Here is a 19,579-nt window from a genome sequence, read left to right on the forward strand (position 1 = left end):
TCTTTTCCTAATCTTCAATCGCCCTATTTACAAAAAGATAAAAAACTTTCTCCTAAAAATTTTTACCGCTGGCTTGCACTTTTTAACTAACAATTCTGCCTTTTCACTTCTTCCAATAAGCGCTCTTTAATACTATGACCTATGGCAACGATTTCGGGAGCTTGTTCAAATACGCTTACCCCTGATAAATCCGCTAAAATTAATGTCGGATCGTAAGGAATGAAACCTAAAATCGGTAAAAAGTTCAGTTCTTTTCGAATTATTTCCTCATCTCCTGGGCGCACCTTGTTAGCCACTGCAAAAATCTTAGTAACCCCTAAATCTCTGGCCAATGTTACTACCGCTCTTGCTGTCTGAAAACTCCGCTTACCCGGTTCAACTACAACTATGAAAGCGTCTACCCCTTCAGCCGTACCGCGCCCTAAATGCTCCAAACCCGCTTCCATATCAACAATCACGGTTTCGTCCGCCTTTAAAACCAGGTGACGGAGAAGATGCTTAAGTAAAACACTTTCCGGACAGGCACATCCCGAACCACCTCTGACTACTTTACCCATTTGCATCAACCGGATGCCGGCGTGCTCTACCACATATTTTTCTGGAATATCATCAACCCGCGGATTCAGGATAAAGTACTGACCTGATGTTCCCGGTTCAGCACCGGTCCGCTCTTTGATAAGCTCTTTATCCTCGGAAATAGCCGTCAATTTTTCTAAGACCTCCGTCGGAAATCCTAAAGCTGTGCCCAAGTTGGCATCAGGGTCGGCATCCACAGCCAGTACTCTTTTCCCCTCACGGGCAAAAATATGACTGAGCAATGCAGACAGTGTTGTTTTTCCTACACCACCCTTACCGGAAACAGCAATTTTCAGTCCCTTTTCAGACACCTGCATCCACTCCCTGACATTTAAGTAATATCCTTAATGAACAGCTTTTGAAACGTTCTAAAATTTACGCTAATTTTACTATAGCGAAGAGTTAAAAAAAAAACTGTCGTTTATCCGACAGTTTTAGAAAAAATCAGCCATTCATTTTTAGTCTCGCTTCCTAACTAAACGCCTGAGGAAAACTCCTTTAATTTTTGTAAATCTTTAAGCAATAGCGTTCGCTGATTCACTCTTTCTAAAATCCCCATTTTTTTGAAATCATTGAGAAGAACCGAAACCGTTTGACGGGTAGTCCCTAACATCAAAGCAATTTCTTCTGTATTTAAACCAAGCTCTAATTTTATTCCCTGCGGTACCTTTAACCCTGTATCCATTGCCGCTTGAACTAAAAATTCTGCAAGTCTCAAGCGAGCATCTTTAAAAACCAAGCCATTAATTATGGTAAGGGAGTTTTTAAGTAAATCCCCCAATACTTTAACCATATTTAAACTAAATGCCGGGAACTCGACAACAATATTTTGGAAGTTACGGATATCGGTATACAATATAGTTGTATCTTCCATTGCCTGGATAAAAGCCCTGGTATGGGTGCAGAAAATATCACCTGCTTCCAAAATGGCTAAGGTAAATTCCTTATCCTCATAGGCAAGATAAACCCTTACCCTCCCGGACTTAACTAAAAACACCAGGTTTCTCTCGGTATTCGGTGTATAGAGAATTGCCTTTTTTGAATACCGCTGTTCCCGAAACTCTTTTAAGACCCCAGAGTATTCCTCCGAATTCAGGACCTCCAACAAGTTAGTGTCGGTTAATCTCATTTGGGTGGCCATAGTCCAGCCCCCTTAGCTTTTGTTGCTAATATTTACTGGTGGCTTCTACGGACATTATACCAGATTCAATTTGCCTTACAAAGCATAGCAATTATATGTAATGCTATGTAAACTTAAAATTTCGAAAAGTAAAACTCAGTGCAAATAAGCGGAAAAGCCATAAGAGACCTCACCCTCCTTCAACGCAAAGTACTGCCTGGTGAGGTCTCTTTTTCTTCTTCTCTTTCCCTTTTTCCTGCTTCCACCTACTTAAATTCTACACAGCCATGCCGCGTTCAGGCAGGTTTAGCTTTCTTTTGTAATTTTTTCAGCTAAAAGCTCTAACGGATGATACACCGGCAGGCCACTTACATTGTTAAGCTGCACTCCGCACATTCCGCACTCGGTAACAAGAGCCTCGGGTGCCTGGCGGTCTATAGCCTTTTTTAGATTTTGGCCAATAGCCTCGGTTACCGGCTCTTTTTCTGCCTTTAAGCCGTAACTTCCCGAAAGGCCGCAACACCCGGCATCCAACGGCACTACTTTATTTTCCGTCACTTCGTTTAAAAGTTCCAAACCCGGAGTTCCTATTCCCGATGCTTTTAAATGGCACGGTTCATGATAAGCATACTTGCCCTCTATCGGCTCACCCTCCAGGAAATAGTTAATTTCTTGAAGTCCCCTTAAAAACTCGCCGGCCTCATAGAAATACGGCACAAACTCCCTGGCTTCTTCGATTCCAAGTAACCCTCCGTACTCTTCTTTAAAAGTTAAAAGGCAGCTTGGACAGGAAAACAATACGGGAATCCCATCCTTTACATATTTTTTAAGCTGGCTTAAATTAAAATAAGCAAATTCTTGAGCAGTATCAAGTCTACCATTTCCTATCGCCGGCTGACCGCAACATTTAAACTCCGGAACGATAACCTCGTAATTCAAGCGGTTTAAAATTTTCACCAGAGCTTCCCCAACTTCCGGTTTATTATACTCGGTAAAACAGCCTGGAAAATATACAACCTTGTTTTTCGGTTTATTTACTTTTTGCCGGTAATGACCAAACCAGCGGGAAAAACTCTTGTGAGCGTATGCCGGAAAAGAAATATTTGCGGATATTCCAAAAAGGGTTTTGCCTATTAGGCGAAAGATTTTAATCTTCGTAATGAAGTTCACCAAACCGGCAAAATTTACCGCAATCCTTCCAAGCAAACGGGGATTGGCAAAAAGTTTTTCCCTTAATCTAAGTCCTTTTTTCTTTAATTTTTCCGCCCGGGTAAGCTGGTTTAACGACGCCACCGGAACTCCCGAGGGACAGGCAATTTCACAGTTTTTGCAGTTAGAACAGTACTCTATTCCTTCGGGGTAATCTACTTTCGTTTCAGCGTTTAAAGAAAGTCTGAGCCAATCGGGGCCAACCGCTTTGGGTCCGGGAAAATCAGGATTTACCTTGGCTACAGGACAGTTAGCGGTACAGGTGGAACATTTGGCACAATGATTTAGAGTTTCCAGAGAAATATCTTTAAGCATTTCTCCTCACCTCCCTATCTCCCAAAGCTAAAAGCCCCGCTTTATAGCCGGAAGCTAAAGCCAACCCCAGCCCGGAATTATTTTTTAAATAATTCGAGTTTGCTAAAATACTTCCCGCCGCATAAAGATTTTCTAATTCCTTAATTGGCCGCAAATACTCATCGGTATATATACCAGAAGCTAAAAAGTTAAAGTCTTCGGCAAAGTTCCGGGGAAGATAAACTTTAGACTGAAAGATGGGCTCACAAATTTCCTCTTTATTAGCCCACAAACCTTTACCCCAGAAAGACCCGGTCGCTAACACAAAAGCTTTACCAGAAATCTCCCGTACCCGTCCGCCAGATTCTTTAATTTTAATTGAAGTTACTTGCCTTAAATCTTTTTTATATCCTATTACCTCAGCATTAAAGAGAAAATTTACCCCCATTTCTTTTAAGGTGCTAACCAATGCTTTATTGAGCCTTTGACCGGGAAAAGACGGTAGTCCCCCGGAAAGCTCCACTACCCTTACTCCCAGTACATCCTCCATCTCTTTAAAAAGCCTATCTTCCGGTAAATCTCCCAAAACTGCCGGAAAGACCATTAAAGTTTTCGGCCCGGCATAAGGTTTTAAAAAAGCTATAAGCTTTTCCTTCAGGTTCCCTCTGGCTAAGGCCTGGGCAAGCCAGGTAGTATTAACGGTTATGGTGCCGGTTTCAAAGTAAACTTCCTCGGTTTCTTTTAAACCGGGAAATATTCCGCTTTTTTTAGCGTAATAAAGAAACATTTTAGGAGAAAAATCGAAATAACCCTTGAAGCCAACCGCTATAATTCGCTCATAACTTTCAGGATTTTCCAGAAACATGCTTTCCGGAACAAGGCAGGAGTTCTTTACCGTTCCAAGGGTCGTTAAAATTCTGGTCTGCTCAGAAGGTGAACCTACATAATTTAATCCACACCTTTTGACTAAGCCCTTAAAAAAGCTAAAGCTCTCCTCTACCACATCTTGTACTTTAAAATAAGGACTGCCTTCTTCTCTTTCTAAAAGCTCGGGATTAAAATCGATACAGCCGGAAGACAAGCTTAAAACCCCCTGACCTTTAGCCACAACCAAAACCTTTTTTTGCTTTCTGGCTCCCGCTCCGGCTGCCATTAAACCGCTCATTCCAGCCCCGATTACAACTAAGTCATACATCGTCCGTACCTCCAAAGAGACTAAAATTACACCCGTATAGACCGGCTAAAAGCTCTGCTTCCCGCAGCTGTTCACCCCAGAGAAGAGGCTTTTGTCCAGCATAGCGGTTTTTAAGAAAATCTTTAAGCTGTTCCAATGGCTCCTGAGGCTTTTCCAGTAACTCCGTAAAAGCAACCCCTAACCCACGGTAGGCACAGTTTAAACCCTGACAGGTGCCCATCCCCAGACGGGTTTTCCGCCGTAAGTCTTCTAAATTATGCGTATCTTTCCACCTGGCCACTTCTTTAACTTCCGCCACCGTTACTCCTTCACATTCGCAAAGCACCTGCTTTTCTTCAGTAACACCCTTTAACCTTTCTTCAATTTTCGGTGCTCGTACGGTATAACGCCGGGCAATTCTATTCTTCTCTTCCACCGCAAGAGCTGGAGTCAATGGAATTTCTGAAGTCTTACTCTTCCTATCAATCCCTAAAAGCTTTCCTATATAGTCACCGGTTTTTTCGGCCATTAGCCGATAGGTGGTAAGTTTGCCCCCTACGAGACTAATAAGCCCTTTTAAACCTTCATTCCTTTCATGGTCAATGATGACAAAATCCCGGGAAATGCTCCGGCTGTCCTGGCTATTGCTTTCTTCTCCTAAATATAACGGCCGAATCCCCGCAAAAGCTCGCAACATCCTTAGTTCTAAAACATCAGGAATTAGCTCCTTCCCAATATCTAAAAGCTTTGTTATCTCTTCGGAAGTCGGTCTTAACATTTCCGGGTTATCCACGTTAACCGAAGTTGTACCCAAAATAGTTATTGTATGGTGTGGTACCCAGATATCTCCGTCACTGGGTGGCCGCAAGCGGTTAACTACTTCTTGAAAAATCCGCTGGTTAAAAGCAATTAGGGTACCTTTATTTTGTAAAAGATTCACTTTTACCCCGGCAAGCTTGGCTACCTCCGCCGCCCAGGCACCGGCAGCATTTACCGCTACTTCGAATTCTACAAAAACTTCCTCGCCGGTAAGGGACGACCGAAGTTTAGCTGCAGTTAACCGCCCTTGTTGCTTTTCAAAACCCACCAACTGGTGATAGGTTAAATATCTGCCGCCATACTCTTCTGCCTGCCAGACATTTGCCCAGCACAGACGAAAGCCGTCAACAGTACCATCGGGAACTTCAAAAACTCTCCTTACTTCTTTTGTTAAAAAGGGATATTTTCTTTTTATAAGTTCTGGATCCCTTTCCCGGATTTCTATGCCCGCCGTTCGACACCCATCAAGCCATTTTTCGGTGTAAGCAGGGTCATCGGAATTTAATTCGATAAAGTATCCTCCGGTTTCTTCAACACAAGTAGGAGCAATTTTCTTTAAAATTAAATTTTCTTCGATACACTCCCGGGCCGCATTTGGGTCTTTGACGGCATACCGGGCTCCGCTGTGCAGAAGTCCGTGAAAACGCGAACTTGCCCCGTGAGCAATATCTTTTTGTTCCACTAACAAAACATCTAAACCCCTTAAAGCTAAGTCCCTTAAAAGTCCAGTGCCGGTAGTACCTCCACCGATGATTAAAACCGTTGTTTTTAGTTTCTGCATCCATATCCCCACCTGTAATCTATTTAAAGCTTTTTTAATTAGGGACAGGTCCTGCGGCCTAAAATAACCGCCGGCAGGAGCCGGCCCTACAGGAACTGTGGTCAGTAGTCAGTAGAAGTGATAAGTCGTAAGTGGTAGGTAAAAGAATTAATACAGACCACCCACCACTAACTACTGACCACTATTAAAAAAGCCGTAAAGCCATCCCGAGGGATGGCAATACGGCGCTCAATGTCTCCAGCCAGGTTATTTTATTTTACTCCTCTACTTCCCATTCCCGTGCACGGGTTACTGCCCGCTGCCAGCCTTTGTAGAGTTTTTCCCTGGTTTGTTCATCCATAGTCGGTTCAAAACGGCGGCTTACTTTATATTTTGCCACTAACTCCTGTTTATCAGCCCAGAAACCAACGGCCAAACCTGCTAAATAAGCAGCACCCATGGCAGTAGTTTCAATGTTTACCGGTCGTTCTACCGGAACACCCAGGATATCGGCCTGGAACTGCATTAAAAGGTTGTTGGCAACAGCCCCACCATCTACTTTGAGAGCCTGAAGTTTAATGCCCGAGTCAGCTTCCATTGCTGATAAAACATCCCGGGTTTGATAGGCCATTGATTCTAATGCAGCTCTCACAAGGTGGTATTTGTTAGTACCCCGGGTTAAGCCTACAATCGTACCCCGCGCCCGCATATCCCAGTAGGGAGCACCAAGTCCGGCAAAGGCAGGAACGATGTATACCCCACCGGTATCGGGCACTTTAGAAGCAAAATATTCCGAATCGGCTGCGCTTTCAATAAGTTTTAGCCCATCTCTTAACCACTGGATAACTGCACCGGCAATAAAAATACTTCCTTCCAGGGCATATTCTACCTTACCGTCAATCCCCCAGGCAATGGTGGTTAAGAGACCGTTTTTCGATTCATAAACTTTGTCACCGGTGTTCATCAGCATAAAGCAACCGGTACCATAGGTATTTTTAGCCATTCCCGGTTCAAAGCAGGTTTGACCAAATAAGGCCGCCTGCTGGTCTCCGGCAATACCGGAAATCGGAATAGCATGACCAAAGAAAACGTTAGGATCGGTTTCTCCGTAAACGTAACTTGAAGGCTTTACTTCCGGAAGCATGGAGGCCGGAATCCCAAGCTCCGCTAAAAGCTCTTCGTCCCATTTAAGCTCCCGGATATTGTAAATCATCGTCCGGGAAGCATTGGAGTAGTCGGTAACATGGACTTTTCCGCCGGTTAATTTCCAGACAAGCCAGGTATCAATGGTGCCAAATAACAGTTCGCCTCTTTCAGCTTTTTCCCGGGCACCTTCGACATTATCTAAAATCCACTTAATCTTTGTACCCGAGAAATATGCATCAATAACCAGACCGGTCTTATAACGAACCTTTTCTTCTAAACCTTTTGCTTTTAACTCATCGCAAATCCCTGCAGTTCTCCGGCACTGCCAAACAATCGCATTATATACAGGCTTTCCGGTATTTCTATCCCAAACTACCGTGGTTTCCCGCTGGTTGGTAATACCAATAGCCGCAATTTCTTCAGGGTTTACGTTGTAACGGGCCATTAACTCGGCAATAACCCCGTACTGAGTGCTCCAGATTTCTTCCGGATCATGTTCCACCCAGCCCGGCTTGGGATAATGCTGGGTAAACTCTTTTTGGGCTACGCCCACGATATTGCTGTCCCGGTCAAATAAGATTGCCCGGCAGCTGGTGGTTCCCTGGTCTAACGCCAAAACATATTTTTTCGTCACAAAATTCCCTCCCGGTTTGTATTATACTTGATTAAAATACCATTTGATATAAAATAGCACCAATTAAACCGCCAATGATTGGACCAATAACCGGTACCCAGGAGTAAGCCCAGTCGGAACTTCCTTTACCAGGAATAGGTAAGATTGCGTGAGCAATTCTGGGGCCTAAATCCCGCGCAGGGTTTATTGCATAGCCTGTAGGTCCACCAAGGGATAAACCTAATGCCCATACCAAAATACCTACCAAAAGGGGAGCTAAACCAGATGCAGCAGGTTCTTTATTTACGCCTAAAGCAAGTACCCCGAAAACTAAAGCAGTCGTTCCAATAATCTCTGTTAGAAGGTTTGCAGCATAATTTCTAATAGCAGGGCCCGTACTAAATACCCCTAATTTTGCTCCTGGATCATCGGTTTCCGCCCAGTGGGGAAGGTATGCTAACCACACAAGGACAGCACCAATAAATGCGCCCAATATTTGAGCGACAATGTACATCGGAACTTTAGCCCAGGGAAACTGGCCAAGATAAGCTAAAGCAATGGTTACCGCCGGATTTAAATGGGCACCGCTTAACTTTCCAGTAGCATAAACCGCAACAGCCACCCCAAAGGCCCAGCCAGCAGTTATAACAATCCAGCCGGAATTTTGACCTTTCGACTTGTTTAAAACAACGTTTGCAACAACGCCGCCACCAAATAAGATGATAATTGCAGTACCAATCAATTCACCAATAAATGCTGTCATGTTTTTCCTTCCCTCCTGAAATTTTTGCTTAAAAGTATTTTAAAAAACTGTGTTAGTAGCCCCCTCTTCTCTCTTATCCCCTCCCCCTTCCTTTAATAAATAGAAAAGCCCTCCCTGGATACAGTAAGCCTGTACCCAATTGGAGGGCTCTCCATTTCTCCAGCCCGCATACAGTATCCATTAACATTGGCAAAACAAAAAGAGCCTTTAAGTAAAAGGTACCTCCCTTTACTTAAAAGGCTCTCCTGTTCTCCCGCCACAAATCTTCATCTGCTATTAAGTGTAGTCTAAGGAGAGTAATTTGTCAATATATTTTTACAATTCTAAAAATGTTCTTTTTTTCACAATTATAAAACATTATTTAAAAACCAGAGGGCAGTCTTATTGGTACTAATTGCAGAAAATCCTTTAGAAAGAGCTTCCTTTAAGTCATCCTCCCCTTGAATTAGCCCTCCGCCAATCACCGGAAGGCGGCAAGTTTCTTTAATTTCCCTGACGATTTTTGCAGGAACGGTAGCCGGTAGGATTTCCACTCCATGAGGTTTTGATTCAGCAAGCTGCTTCAAACCGCTTCTGACCGCTTCCGAATCAATGATAAAAAGCCTTTGAATGGCAACTATTCCTTCTTTTTTAGCCTGCCGGGCAATCGAAGTTTTCGTAGTAATTATCCCTTCCACCCCGGCTTTGACCAAATACTTGACCGCTGCTTCATCTTTTCCCAATCCTTCAATTAAATCAAAGTGGACAATCAACTTTTTCCCAGATGCTCTGGCATGTTTTAAATAATCGCCCAGGGAGTTAATATCCCCAAACAGTAAAAACATTATTTTTACCGAAGGAATATTTAAAACTTCACGAAAATCTTCAGGATTTCTTAAGGCGGGGATTACCTTTTGCTGGTTTATTAAGTCTATTAGCACTTTTAATTTTACCTCCCTTAAGAATCATTCTACCATATAAAAGTTTACTACTTTTCGCAGAAAAAACCAAAGTTTTTTTTAACCTTTGCAACTTCACCTGCCAAAAATTCATCTTTTATTTAAGGGTGAGAAAAAATGCGAAAAAAAGTTATCTTTTTTGCCGTAAATTTTCTTACCTTATGGCTTATATATAACATTATTTTAAATAAAGATTTCAGCTATGCGATTTTAAAGGTCAAACCCCAGGAAAAAATTTTAATTGTGGCTCCACATCCCGACGACGAACTTTTAGCCGCTGGAGGATTACTTACCCAAGCAAAAGAAAAAAGAGCCAAAATAGCGGTTGTTTACCTGACGGCCGGAGATGGTTTTACGCAAGCGGTAGAAGTAAATTATAAAGTGCTTAAGCCTAAAACCGTTGATTATATTAATTTTGGCCGTTTACGCATAAACGAATCTTTTGAGGTAAAAAAATATTTAAACATTGACCGGATTTACCACCTAACCTATCCCGATGGTTACCTAAAAACCGTCTTATTTCAATATTATGATACGCCTTTTACCTCTCCCGACACCGGTTTTAATGCCCAGAGCTATCCAGAAAGCTATAAACCCGGGCAGCCTTTTACCGGAAAAAATTTAATTGAAAACTTAGAAGAAATCGTTAAAAAAGAACAGCCGGATATAGTTGTTTTCCCCTCGGTTTTAGACAACCATCCGGACCACAGCTTCGGGGGGTTTGCCACCAGTGTTGCGTTAAGGAAAATAGGTTATCAGGGAAAAACTTATACTTACCTGGTTCACAGCTACTTTTGGCCCAATTACGGGAAGCAATTTAAGCTCCCCCGGGTTCTAACGGAAAACAAACTAAAGTTCACCGTTATTTCTTTAAATGATTTTGAACATGCTAAAAAAGCCCAAGCCCTGGCTTTATATCGGTCCCAGCGCAAAGTAATTGGAGCTTTTATGCAGCTTTTTGCCAAAGAAGACGAAGTTTTTCTTCCCGAAAGCAGTACAGCTAATACTGGCTGGCAGCATGGCTCGAATATTTTACATGTTCAGGTATTTGCAGATAAAGTGTTCCTATCCTTTGCTAAAAACCAGCAGGATAAGCTTGTGATATCCGGATATAATCTTCAAACCGGGAAAACCTTCAGGATTGTAAAAAATGTCAATGCCACTGAGCAAAACTTCACTTTTCCTTTAGAGGGTCATGGTATATTTATCATAGAAAGTTTTAAAGGGAAAAAAATAAGCAATAAAACCTTACCTTTTAACTATTAAAAAATTATTAACTGCAACTTTAGTTAAAAAAATCTCCTCTATATTTTTAGAGAAATGAGTTGAGTGTAGATGGATGTTAAGTTAATCCCGATAATAGTTAAAGCAAAAAATGGTGATGACCGGGCTTTTGAAATCTTAGTCCACATCTATTACCAAAAAGTTTTAAATTTTTTCAAGGGAAAACTCCAGGACGAAGATATTGCCCTGGACTTAACCCAGGAAGTTTTTGTTAAGGTATTATTAAACATCAAAAAGTTAAAGATGGCAGAAAACTTTGAAACCTGGCTTTTTACCATTGCCCGCAATGAACTAAATCACTATTTGCGAAAAAAACAAAAAGACAAACATATTTTTCAAAAAATCCTTGATAAGCCTCCTGGCGAAGTAAGCTTCAGTCTTGAAAAGTCCGAGGTAGAAGAATTACTAAAAGAACTTCCGGAAAAATACCAAACAGCTCTTAAATTATTTTATTTCGAAGCGAAAAGCATCAAAGAAATAAGTTTAATCACTAAAAACCCGGAAAACACGGTAAAATCCTGGCTGTACCGGGGACGGGAAATTTTAAAGTCATTATTACTGGGGGGAAATAAAAATGATTGACCCGAATATCGCCCAAAAAATTATTGAATACGCTTACCAACAAAGGCGTTTAATAATCTACCGTAAATTAAAGTTCTGGCTGTCTTTTTATTTTATGCTTTTAAGTTTTCTTGTTTTAGAAACTGCCGCCTTCATCCTTCATTTCTTCAAAAGTCGCCTGCACCTTATCTTTTATGCAGCTATAAGAGACGGCGTTTTATTTGGAGAAAAGGTTGTTTACTATTTTGAAGCTTTAATGGAACGTTTTCCTTTTGAAATTTTCTTCTTAATTCTGTTAACTTTTCTCTTTATCTCCTTTTCCAGTAAACGCTTCAAGCTTTTTGAAAGCCAGTTAAATTTAGTTCTAATTCAGAAGGAGTTGTAAAAATGAAAAAGTTTTTGAAATTAATCTTTTTGCTGTTACTGGTTTTTGCCCTTCTTGGTAGCTTTTATAAGTACTACTACGCTAAAACCAATGACACCGTTAGCTTGGTAGGAACTGTAAGATCAGTTGCTAATGACCACATAACTTTGCAAGAAAAGCACATCCTTAAAAAAATTGAAATCACCCAAAATACCAAAATTTATTTTAATAAGTCTTTAGTCCCCAAAGCTCGGCTTAAACCCAAACAAAGATTGGTAGTATTGGGCAAAAGGGAATTTGATGGAGACATTGAGGCACTAATTATCCATTTGATGGATAATTAGATATTAAATCACAAAAAGAAGGAGGTGGTAAAATGAAAAGGTTTTTGTCTGTTTTAATTGTTCTCGGCATGTTGTTAACCAGTCCTTTAGCCGTACTGGCTAACACAGCAAAAAAAGCAGCAACCAACACCGTTAAAACCGCTAAAGTACAAATTGTTAAAACCAATAAAACAAAAAATGTAGCAAAAAAACAAGCAAGCCAAACTAAAAAAACAAAAGCCACAAAAGTTACAAAGACTAACAAAAAAACTGCTCCAAAATCAAAAAAATAAAGAAGGCTAAGGAAATAACTCCCTAGCCTCCCTCAACCACAGGAAGGGGGTAAAACCCCTTCCTTTAAGTTAATATTATAGCAAATTAATATTGTTAAAGGAAAGATTTGTATGGTAAACAGGTACAGAAAACTTGTTACGATTATTCTACTTCTCTTAAGTTTATTCTCGATACCTCACTTTCGGATCCTTGGCAACATGAAAACAGTAACAAAGCCCGCACCACCTAAAAAATATTGTGCCCTGACCTTTGATGACGGTCCTGATCCGCGCTTTACACCGCAGGTCTTAAAAATATTAAGAAAAGAAAAGATTCCAGCAACCTTTTTTGTTGTCGGCCAAAACGCTGCCAAATACCCGGATTTAATAAAAGAAATTTATTTTCAGGGCAATGAAATTGAAAACCACACTTATACCCATCCGGTTCTTAATTATTTTACGGACAATACCAATTTAGATTTAGAAATCAAAAAAACCGATGCAGTGGTATATGCAAAAACTCACTATACTCCTGCATTTTTTCGCCCACCCCGCGGGCGTCGCCCGGTTTACCTTTATAAAATTTTAGCTCGAAATAAGAAAACCCTGGTAATGTGGGATATTTGCGTCGAAAGTGTAATAGATAAAAAGAAAACAAATTTTTTAGTACCTAAAAATAAAGTAATAATTTTAGCCCATGACGGCCGCCTTGACCGCAGTAAAACTATTAAAGCGCTGCCGCAGGTGATTAAACAATATAAAGATGCAGGGTATCAGTTTGTAACCATAAACCAGCTTCACAGTTTAGGAGTGAAATAATGGACTATACAATTTTCCAGGCAATCAATAATCTTGCCGGTCATAGTATCGTATTAGATAAACTTATGATTTACATTTCCAAATACGGCATATTTTTTTACGGATTAATCCTTTTAGGAATCTTTTTAACCGGTTCAAAAAAAGCAAAAATCGAGGTATTTAAGATTGGCTTCACCGGGTTAATTGCCTTAGGTATCGCTGGTATTACCGGCAAAATCTATTATCGCCCCCGTCCTTTTATTAGCCATAAAGTTCATTTATTGTATGCCCACCAGCCGGACAGCTCCTTCCCGTCCAACCATGTAACGGGAGGTTTCACTTTAGCCCTTGGCATTTACACCCTTTCCCCTTCTTTAGGATTGCTGGCAATTGTTTATTCGCTTTTAATGGCCTTTTCCCGGATCTATGTAGGCCACCATTACCCTTCAGATGTAATTGGCGGAATGTTATTAGGAACATTTGTGAACTTTTCAAGGCTCCTTTTAGAGCAATATTATCTATCTGGCAAAAGAAGGGATATCAAATGTTAAGAAAAGTTTTTGCCGCATTTTTGCTTTTCCTTTTTATTTTTATCTTTTCCGGATGCACGCCTTCTTCCTCTTCTTCCAGTATTCTGGTCCTGGAATATCACGGAGTAGTTCCAGATAATGCCTGGGGTAAAGTTAATCATCTTTACAATATCAGGGTTGAAACCTTTGAAAACCAGATAAAAACTTTATTAAATGCCGGCTACAAACCCATCTCTGCCGAAAAGCTTATTGACTTTTACTATAACGGCTATAAACCATCCGGGAAAGAATTTTTAATAACCTTTGATGACGGCTACCGCAACAATTACCTGTATGCTTTCCCTATTCTAAAAAAATACCGGATTCCGGCCGAAATTAACTTAATTGTTGCCCGTATTGACCAGGCAAAAAACCATAACGATCCCATAAAAGGCTATCTAAACTGGGCTGAAGTTCGAGAAATGGCCAAGTCCGGTTTAATCTATTTTGGCTCTCATACCTACGATAGCCATAATAAAGTTATTACCGGTAAAAATAAAAAGAAAAATTATCCCTTTTTAGGACCAATTTATCTTGCAAATCAAAAAAGAATGGAAACATGGCAGGAAGCTGAAAAAAGGGTAAATAAAGACTTAATGCTCTCCGTTGAGCACATTTCATATGAAACAGGAATTAGACCAGAAATCTTTTGCTATCCCCACGGCAACTATAATACCTGGTTTATAAGTCGTCTTAAAGAAAATGGATTTAAAATAGCTTTAGCTGGCAATATTCCGCAAAATAATAACCCCTTTACCGTAAAGCGTATTTTGGTAACCGATTCCCTGCGCGGAAAAATACTTCTAATGAAATTAAATCTTGTAAAATACTCTAATATTCTGGATTTTATAATTAAAAAGGCTTCTGGTTCTGCCCAGAAGCCTGATTTTTCAAAAACTTAAACCTTGATTATTTCCACTCTGGTATCCAATTCACTGGCTCCGCCGCCAATAGGATCGGACAAACAAGCATTTTTCAAGGCCACATCCACTAATTGAACATCATTTACCGAAAAACCGGTACCTCTGCCCAACGCAAATCCGGTATCACTAACTCCAGCTACCCATTTTGTATGACCGTAAGGTTGAACGGCAGGTATCTTTTTGCCGTCAATTATCACCGGTGCTGCGCCATAAGCAAAGTGGCCGTAATTATAACTGCATCCCACTACTCCGGGTTTAATGCCATTAGTTACCAGGGCCTTACCTTGCACTTCAAAGTTTGGAGATATAATTTTGATGGTATCTCCGGAGTTAATCCCGCGTTTTTTAGCATCTTCCGGATTAATCCAAACGTAATTTTCCGCCTCAATTTCCCGTAACCAAGCATCGCTAATATTACGGTGAGTTCCGATATGTCTTGCCTTCCAGGTAATTAAAATTAGGGGATAACCCTCATTTTCCACCCTTTGTCCATTGTAATGGGTGATTTCTTCAATTCGGGGAAGACCATCAAAAGGCTTGCCGGTATAGGAGTGCTTACCTTTAGCCACTTTTTCGGAGTAAAAATTAACCTCAGAAGCTAATTTATACTTAAGGTACGGACCATCATATTCATTCCCCTTTTCTTCAAATCTACCTCCCCGATTAAGAACATAGACCACCCGGCGCCACTCTTCCGGCTTTACCGCCCGTTTCCAGGCCTCCAGATCAAAAAACTTCCCCAACGCTTTTTTCCTTGCCCTTTCAAAGATTAACAGTTCTTTATCATCCGCTTCCGGTACCGGCTCCTTTCCATCATAGGCAATATTCGCCACCAGCTTCAGGTAAAAGTCCTCGGCTCTGTCCAGGGAACTGCCGTCCGGAAAAGCCCCGGCTCCCACCCCCGGCAGCTTTAACTCCTTGGCCAGCTCAATAAAGAAGTCCTCCATCTGCCGGGCTTCAGGATAAACCCGGGTTACCGGCTGTTGAATATGGGTTTCTTTCAGGGGAAAATTGGGGTAGATGGTTTCAAAGCCCCAGCGTTCCAGATAAGTTAAATCGGGCAAAATATAATCGGCATAAGTAGCTGTTTCACTGATTACCACATCGGATACCACCAAAAGGGGAATAGCTTTCTGGTCTTTTAAGATCTCTTTATGAGCTTTTCCCACCGGTACCGATAATAAAGGAGAAATCCGGTGAATGAACAGGGCTTTGATAGGGTATGGATAACCTTCAGCAGCACTGGGTAAGGCCTCCTGAATGTTATTTCCGGAGTACTGAAACCAGGGACGCTTGGCCGGGTAACCATCCCGCTCAAAAAGAGTTGTCTTTTCATAGGCAACCTTGTTACGTACCAGCGGAATGCCCCAGGCTTTAAATCCTTTCGGCACTTTTAACAGATCATACCTGCCCTCGAAAGGATTGAACTTCGCTCCGGTGCTCATACTGCCCCCTTTCCAGTCATAGTTGCCGATCAGGTGGTTAAGGCAGTTAATAGCCCGGAGATTATAGAAGCCATTGGTATGCATCGCCGGACCCCGGTAGGAGGTTATAGCCGCTTTTTTCCCATGGGAAGTAAACTCCCGGGCCAGTTCGATAATCAGCTGAGGGTCGATTTCGCAAATCTTGGCATATTCCTCAATGGTGTACTCCATAACCCGCTCTTTAAACAGGGTAAACACCGACTTGACATGGATACCGTTAATAACAGTATCCACTTCCAATTGTCCTTCGGTAGCCTGGTCATGGGGTACTGGCTTGCCATTCTGGATTACCACAAACTGTTCTTTAGTTCCAATCCCAAGATCACTGGCCCTTAGCTTTGGCTTTCCTTTTGCGGTCAGATTGACCAAATAAGTTGCATCGGACCAGGTCGGTTCCCCGTCAGCTTTTGCTGCCTCCTTGTTGGGATTGGTTAAGTATCTTAAGTCATAACGCTTGTTTTCTATAATCCAGCGGGCCATACCCAGAGCTAAAGCCGCGTCGGTTCCCGGTTTTATCGGTACCCAGATGTGTGCCTTTTCAGCAATCCGGCTCAATCTTGGGTCCACCACCGCCAGCTTCATCCCTCTTTTAAGAGCATTCATAATTTTGGGCGCAAGCCAAGTTGGCCCTTTATTGGCCACCAGCGGGTCGGTTCCCCAGACAATGAGAAACTCAGCATTATCCACATCGGCGTACATGCGCTTTTTCGGTTTTTCTGTGTTAAAAGACTGTACATTTCCGATTACACCGTTAACACCACAAATTCCACCATGATCAAGGCTATTAATGCTGCCAAGGGTTTGGCTCCAGAAACGTTCTTTGAAAAAATCCCGCCGGTCTCCAAAAAAACCTACAATTTGATTGGCCTTGGGGCCCAAATCCGGATGTTTAGTATCGATAAGCACATCTTTATATTTCGCATCAAATTCTTCCTGGGACATCTCTCCTTTTTTCACTTTTTCCCAATCGGCCATTACCTTCTCTTCGGGAACAAAGGCCCAGATGCTCTTTAGCCCTGGAGTTCCCAGATCGGGGCTGCCATAGACAATTTCCTTTAACGCTTGTTCCCAGCTAATACTTTGCCATTGACCGCTTCCCCGGGGGCCAACCCTTTTTAGAGGCTTTTGCACTCGCAAAGCATCATAAGCAGTTTGGATACCGGCCTGGCCTTTAAGACAGGTCCGTCCACCCCTAAAGCCTCTTCCCTCCTTGGCTATATCACCGCTACCTTTTGCTGCTTCATCCACAGGAGTATTGTACGGAATCTGACCAAAAGGTTGCATGTTAAGCGGACTATAAGGGTTGCCGGCTATCTTTCTGATATAAGAAGTAGGACCGTTTCCTTTAGCAGGGGTTATAACCGCTTTTATAGTACAATGGGTATTACACTGTTCGCAGGTGGTATAAATAACATCTTCGGCACCGTAATCCAGGACATCTTGGCCCGTCCCGTGAGGATCATCTAAAAACCAGGATTCAACCGCCGACTGCTCAGACCCCAAGGCTGCGGGAGCTACCAAACCTACTCCCGCCAGAACAGCGCTGGTTTTAAGAAAACTTCTTCGGCTGATTTTAACCGGCTTCTTTTGTTGATCCATATTATTTTCCCTCCCTTAATTCTTCAACGGTATCTATTGGTAATGCTTTAATTGCCACTGTATATAAAAACAGACCGAAAGCCACTATTCCTAAACTACTAAGCCATTCAACAAGCGTAGGATAATAATAACCCCAGGGCAATCCCGGCAACACCGGGACAATTAAAGCGGGTACCACAATATTAAACCGTACGCCTAAAATGCCGATTACCACCAAAATAGCCGCCAGGGCAATAGCATTTACCGATTCTTTCAGCCTGGGGTGAAAGAAAATAAACAGTGGAACAACTACTCCCAGAAACAGCTGTATCCACCAGAACGACCAGGAAAACGGACTCCGAAAAATAGTTTCGATGGTAGCCAGTTCCGTATATTGGAGTCCATAGGCGCCCACAAAAAATTCGTAAAATTCCAAGCCTAAATCGATAAATAGAAAAAGGGTTAAGAGTCCCGCCAGGGACTTAACCATTTCCTTATCTACCTCACGCCCCACCACTTTGCTCCGGATCACATAAATTGCCAGTAATAACGCGGTTCCCGAAACCAAAGCCGAAACCACAAAGATTACCGGAAAAAGCCCGCTATTCCAAAAAGGTCGAGCCTTGGCTACTGCGAAAAGCGTTCCCGTTCCGCCGTGGACTCCAAAAATAGCAACGGGAATTCCTATTGAACCTAATATTTTCAACAAACGATGGTCCCGCTGTTTGGAAGCAGCGGTCAGGTCGGTACTGCCAAAGGTAAGAAAACGGGCTAAAGCTGCTTGCCACCCACTGCCTTGAGCAACCCGAATTAAATCCTGTCGCATGGAAAAATAAAGTTCAGCCATTAATAAACCAATATAAACTACATAAAACCGAACTTCCCAGGCCAGGATACTGGTGAAATTCCAGTAACGTAAAGCATGCCAGAAGCGCTCCATTCTTCCCAAATCTATCAAAATAAAACACATAGCTAAAACCATGCTGAGAATGGCAACCAGCAAAGCATCCCGACCAATTTTCTCATATTGTTCCATTTTAAACACAAAAATCATAGTCGAGAGAAGAAAAGAACCGGCACTTAAACCCACAAAAAAGATATAAAAGGCTACCCAGGCTCCCCAGGGCGTAGTACTGGTCAAATTAGTAACGGCCAAACCGCCTCGAATTCGTTCGATAATCGCCCAGCCACCGAGCGCCATTAATATAACGAGTACCCCATACCAGGCTTTAGTCAATCGTATGCTGCTTTTCACCGCACCCTCATCCTCCCTCTTTTTAATTTATTTCAGATAAATGACCCTTGGTTTGGTTCCCATTTCTTCCTGAAGAACGAAGGCCCTGGGGCTTGCAGCTAATTTGGATACCACACTTTCCGGATCGTTAAGATCGCCAAAATAACGGGCATCTCCCAAACAAACCTCAACACAGGCCGGTTCTTCTCCTCGCTGTAACCGGTGGTAGCAAAACATACATTTGCGAACATTCCCTATTGGCGATTTACCTTTCTCCCGTTTGCCGCGGTAGATACCGTATTCCGGCGCCTGCACTTCGTTGTAGCCAATCATCTCCCGGCTGTAATCCTCACCAAAATCAAAAGACCTGGCTCCGTAAGGACAGCTTACAACACAATAGCGGCAACCAATACAGCGGTCATAGTCGATGGCAACAATTCCGTTTTCCATTTTATAGGTTGCTTTTACCGGACAAACTTGAACACAAGCAGGTCGGTCACATTGCATACACGGTCTTGGAATATGAATTTTAGTAACATTGGGGAAAATCCCCTTCTCCTCTTCAATGACAACATTGTACGATATTCCCGGTGGCGTACGGTTTTCGGCTTTGCAGGCCACCGTACAGGTATCACAGCCAATACATTTTTGCAAATCAATTACCATTGCCCATTTCTTGTCTGAGCTCACTGCTTATTCTCCTTTCCAAACAACTAAATAGGTTGTAAAATTTAATCGTAAAAGACCGGTGTTACTTGAACAATATCTCACAAATAT

General features: G+C 42.1%; 18 protein-coding genes and 1 pseudogene. 8 read left to right on the forward strand and 11 right to left on the reverse strand.

The genetic code is table 11. From position 1 onward, the window contains the following. Window positions 1–86 precede the first annotated feature (86 nt). The 8 genes from CHY_RS08550 to CHY_RS08585 form a co-directional block, all read right to left on the reverse strand. Window positions 87–893, reverse strand: a complete 807-nt coding sequence (locus tag CHY_RS08550) for an AAA family ATPase (protein ID WP_011344728.1) — start codon at window positions 891–893, stop codon at window positions 87–89. 158 nt (window positions 894–1,051) lie between these two features. Beyond that, window positions 1,052–1,717 (reverse strand): Crp/Fnr family transcriptional regulator, encoded by a 666-nt coding sequence (locus CHY_RS08555; RefSeq protein WP_041537729.1) that lies wholly within the window; start codon window positions 1,715–1,717, stop codon window positions 1,052–1,054. A gap of 285 nt (window positions 1,718–2,002) precedes the next feature. Next, a complete protein-coding gene (locus CHY_RS08560) occupies window positions 2,003–3,220 on the reverse strand; it encodes an anaerobic glycerol-3-phosphate dehydrogenase subunit C (protein ID WP_011344730.1) in 1,218 nt (405 codons plus the stop codon). Further along, the gene (locus CHY_RS08565) at window positions 3,213–4,394 is read right to left on the reverse strand and encodes an anaerobic glycerol-3-phosphate dehydrogenase subunit B (RefSeq protein ID WP_011344731.1); all 1,182 of its coding nucleotides are present in this window, start codon (window positions 4,392–4,394) and stop codon (window positions 3,213–3,215) included. The genes CHY_RS08560 and CHY_RS08565 overlap by 8 nt, the downstream gene beginning before the upstream one ends. Beyond that, on the reverse strand, window positions 4,387–5,973 hold the full coding sequence (gene glpA / locus CHY_RS08570) for an anaerobic glycerol-3-phosphate dehydrogenase subunit GlpA (protein WP_011344732.1): 1,587 nt from the start codon (window positions 5,971–5,973) through the stop codon (window positions 4,387–4,389). Before glpA ends, CHY_RS08565 begins: the two co-directional genes overlap by 8 nt. A gap of 256 nt (window positions 5,974–6,229) precedes the next feature. Continuing rightward, window positions 6,230–7,732 (reverse strand): glycerol kinase GlpK, encoded by a 1,503-nt coding sequence (gene glpK, locus CHY_RS08575; RefSeq protein WP_011344733.1) that lies wholly within the window; start codon window positions 7,730–7,732, stop codon window positions 6,230–6,232. A gap of 31 nt (window positions 7,733–7,763) precedes the next feature. Next, window positions 7,764–8,474, reverse strand: a complete 711-nt coding sequence (locus CHY_RS08580; protein ID WP_011344734.1) for an MIP/aquaporin family protein — start codon at window positions 8,472–8,474, stop codon at window positions 7,764–7,766. Between the two features lie 347 nt (window positions 8,475–8,821). Further along, window positions 8,822–9,394 carry a glycerol-3-phosphate responsive antiterminator gene (locus tag CHY_RS08585; protein WP_011344737.1) on the reverse strand — a complete coding sequence of 191 codons (573 nt, stop codon included), beginning with the start codon at window positions 9,392–9,394 and terminating at the stop codon, window positions 8,822–8,824. 135 nt (window positions 9,395–9,529) lie between these two features. Between CHY_RS08585 and CHY_RS08590 the strand changes: the two genes are divergently transcribed. The 8 genes from CHY_RS08590 (at window position 9,530) to CHY_RS08625 (ending at window position 14,485) form a co-directional block, all read left to right on the forward strand. Continuing rightward, complete coding sequence (locus CHY_RS08590) at window positions 9,530–10,678, forward strand: PIG-L deacetylase family protein (protein ID WP_011344738.1); 1,149 nt, start codon at window positions 9,530–9,532, stop codon at window positions 10,676–10,678. A 69-nt stretch (window positions 10,679–10,747) separates the two neighbouring features. Further along, on the forward strand, window positions 10,748–11,278 hold the full coding sequence (locus CHY_RS08595; RefSeq protein ID WP_011344739.1) for an RNA polymerase sigma factor: 531 nt from the start codon (window positions 10,748–10,750) through the stop codon (window positions 11,276–11,278). After that, window positions 11,271–11,642, forward strand: a complete 372-nt coding sequence (locus CHY_RS08600) for a hypothetical protein (protein WP_011344740.1) — start codon at window positions 11,271–11,273, stop codon at window positions 11,640–11,642. The genes CHY_RS08595 and CHY_RS08600 overlap by 8 nt, the downstream gene beginning before the upstream one ends. Before the next feature lie 2 nt (window positions 11,643–11,644). Further along, complete coding sequence (locus tag CHY_RS08605) at window positions 11,645–11,965, forward strand: hypothetical protein (protein WP_011344741.1); 321 nt, start codon at window positions 11,645–11,647, stop codon at window positions 11,963–11,965. Between the two features lie 32 nt (window positions 11,966–11,997). Then, a complete protein-coding gene (locus CHY_RS08610) occupies window positions 11,998–12,237 on the forward strand; it encodes a hypothetical protein (protein WP_041537730.1) in 240 nt (79 codons plus the stop codon). 198 nt (window positions 12,238–12,435) lie between these two features. Next, complete coding sequence (locus CHY_RS08615; protein WP_049752092.1) at window positions 12,436–13,035, forward strand: polysaccharide deacetylase family protein; 600 nt, start codon at window positions 12,436–12,438, stop codon at window positions 13,033–13,035. After that, complete coding sequence (locus CHY_RS08620; protein WP_011344744.1) at window positions 13,035–13,565, forward strand: undecaprenyl-diphosphatase; 531 nt, start codon at window positions 13,035–13,037, stop codon at window positions 13,563–13,565. Before CHY_RS08615 ends, CHY_RS08620 begins: the two co-directional genes overlap by 1 nt. Beyond that, entirely contained in the window at window positions 13,559–14,485 is a 927-nt protein-coding gene (locus CHY_RS08625; RefSeq protein ID WP_011344745.1) for a polysaccharide deacetylase family protein, read from the forward strand. The genes CHY_RS08620 and CHY_RS08625 overlap by 7 nt, the downstream gene beginning before the upstream one ends. Here CHY_RS08625 and CHY_RS08630 read toward each other — a convergent pair. From CHY_RS08630 to CHY_RS08640, 3 genes and pseudogenes are all read right to left on the reverse strand, one after another. Next, window positions 14,482–17,589 (reverse strand): molybdopterin-dependent oxidoreductase, encoded by a 3,108-nt coding sequence (locus CHY_RS08630; protein WP_011344746.1) that lies wholly within the window; start codon window positions 17,587–17,589, stop codon window positions 14,482–14,484. The genes CHY_RS08625 and CHY_RS08630 overlap by 4 nt on opposite strands. Window position 17,590: 1 nt before the next feature. Then, complete coding sequence (gene nrfD / locus CHY_RS08635; protein ID WP_011344747.1) at window positions 17,591–18,823, reverse strand: NrfD/PsrC family molybdoenzyme membrane anchor subunit; 1,233 nt, start codon at window positions 18,821–18,823, stop codon at window positions 17,591–17,593. A gap of 27 nt (window positions 18,824–18,850) precedes the next feature. Next, a pseudogene (locus CHY_RS08640) lies at window positions 18,851–19,489 on the reverse strand (4Fe-4S dicluster domain-containing protein); the annotation flags it as partial. Between the last annotated feature and the right edge of the window lie 90 nt (window positions 19,490–19,579).

It is taken from the genome of Carboxydothermus hydrogenoformans Z-2901 (assembly GCF_000012865.1).
Taxonomy (GTDB): Bacteria; Bacillota; Z-2901; order Carboxydothermales; family Carboxydothermaceae; genus Carboxydothermus; species Carboxydothermus hydrogenoformans.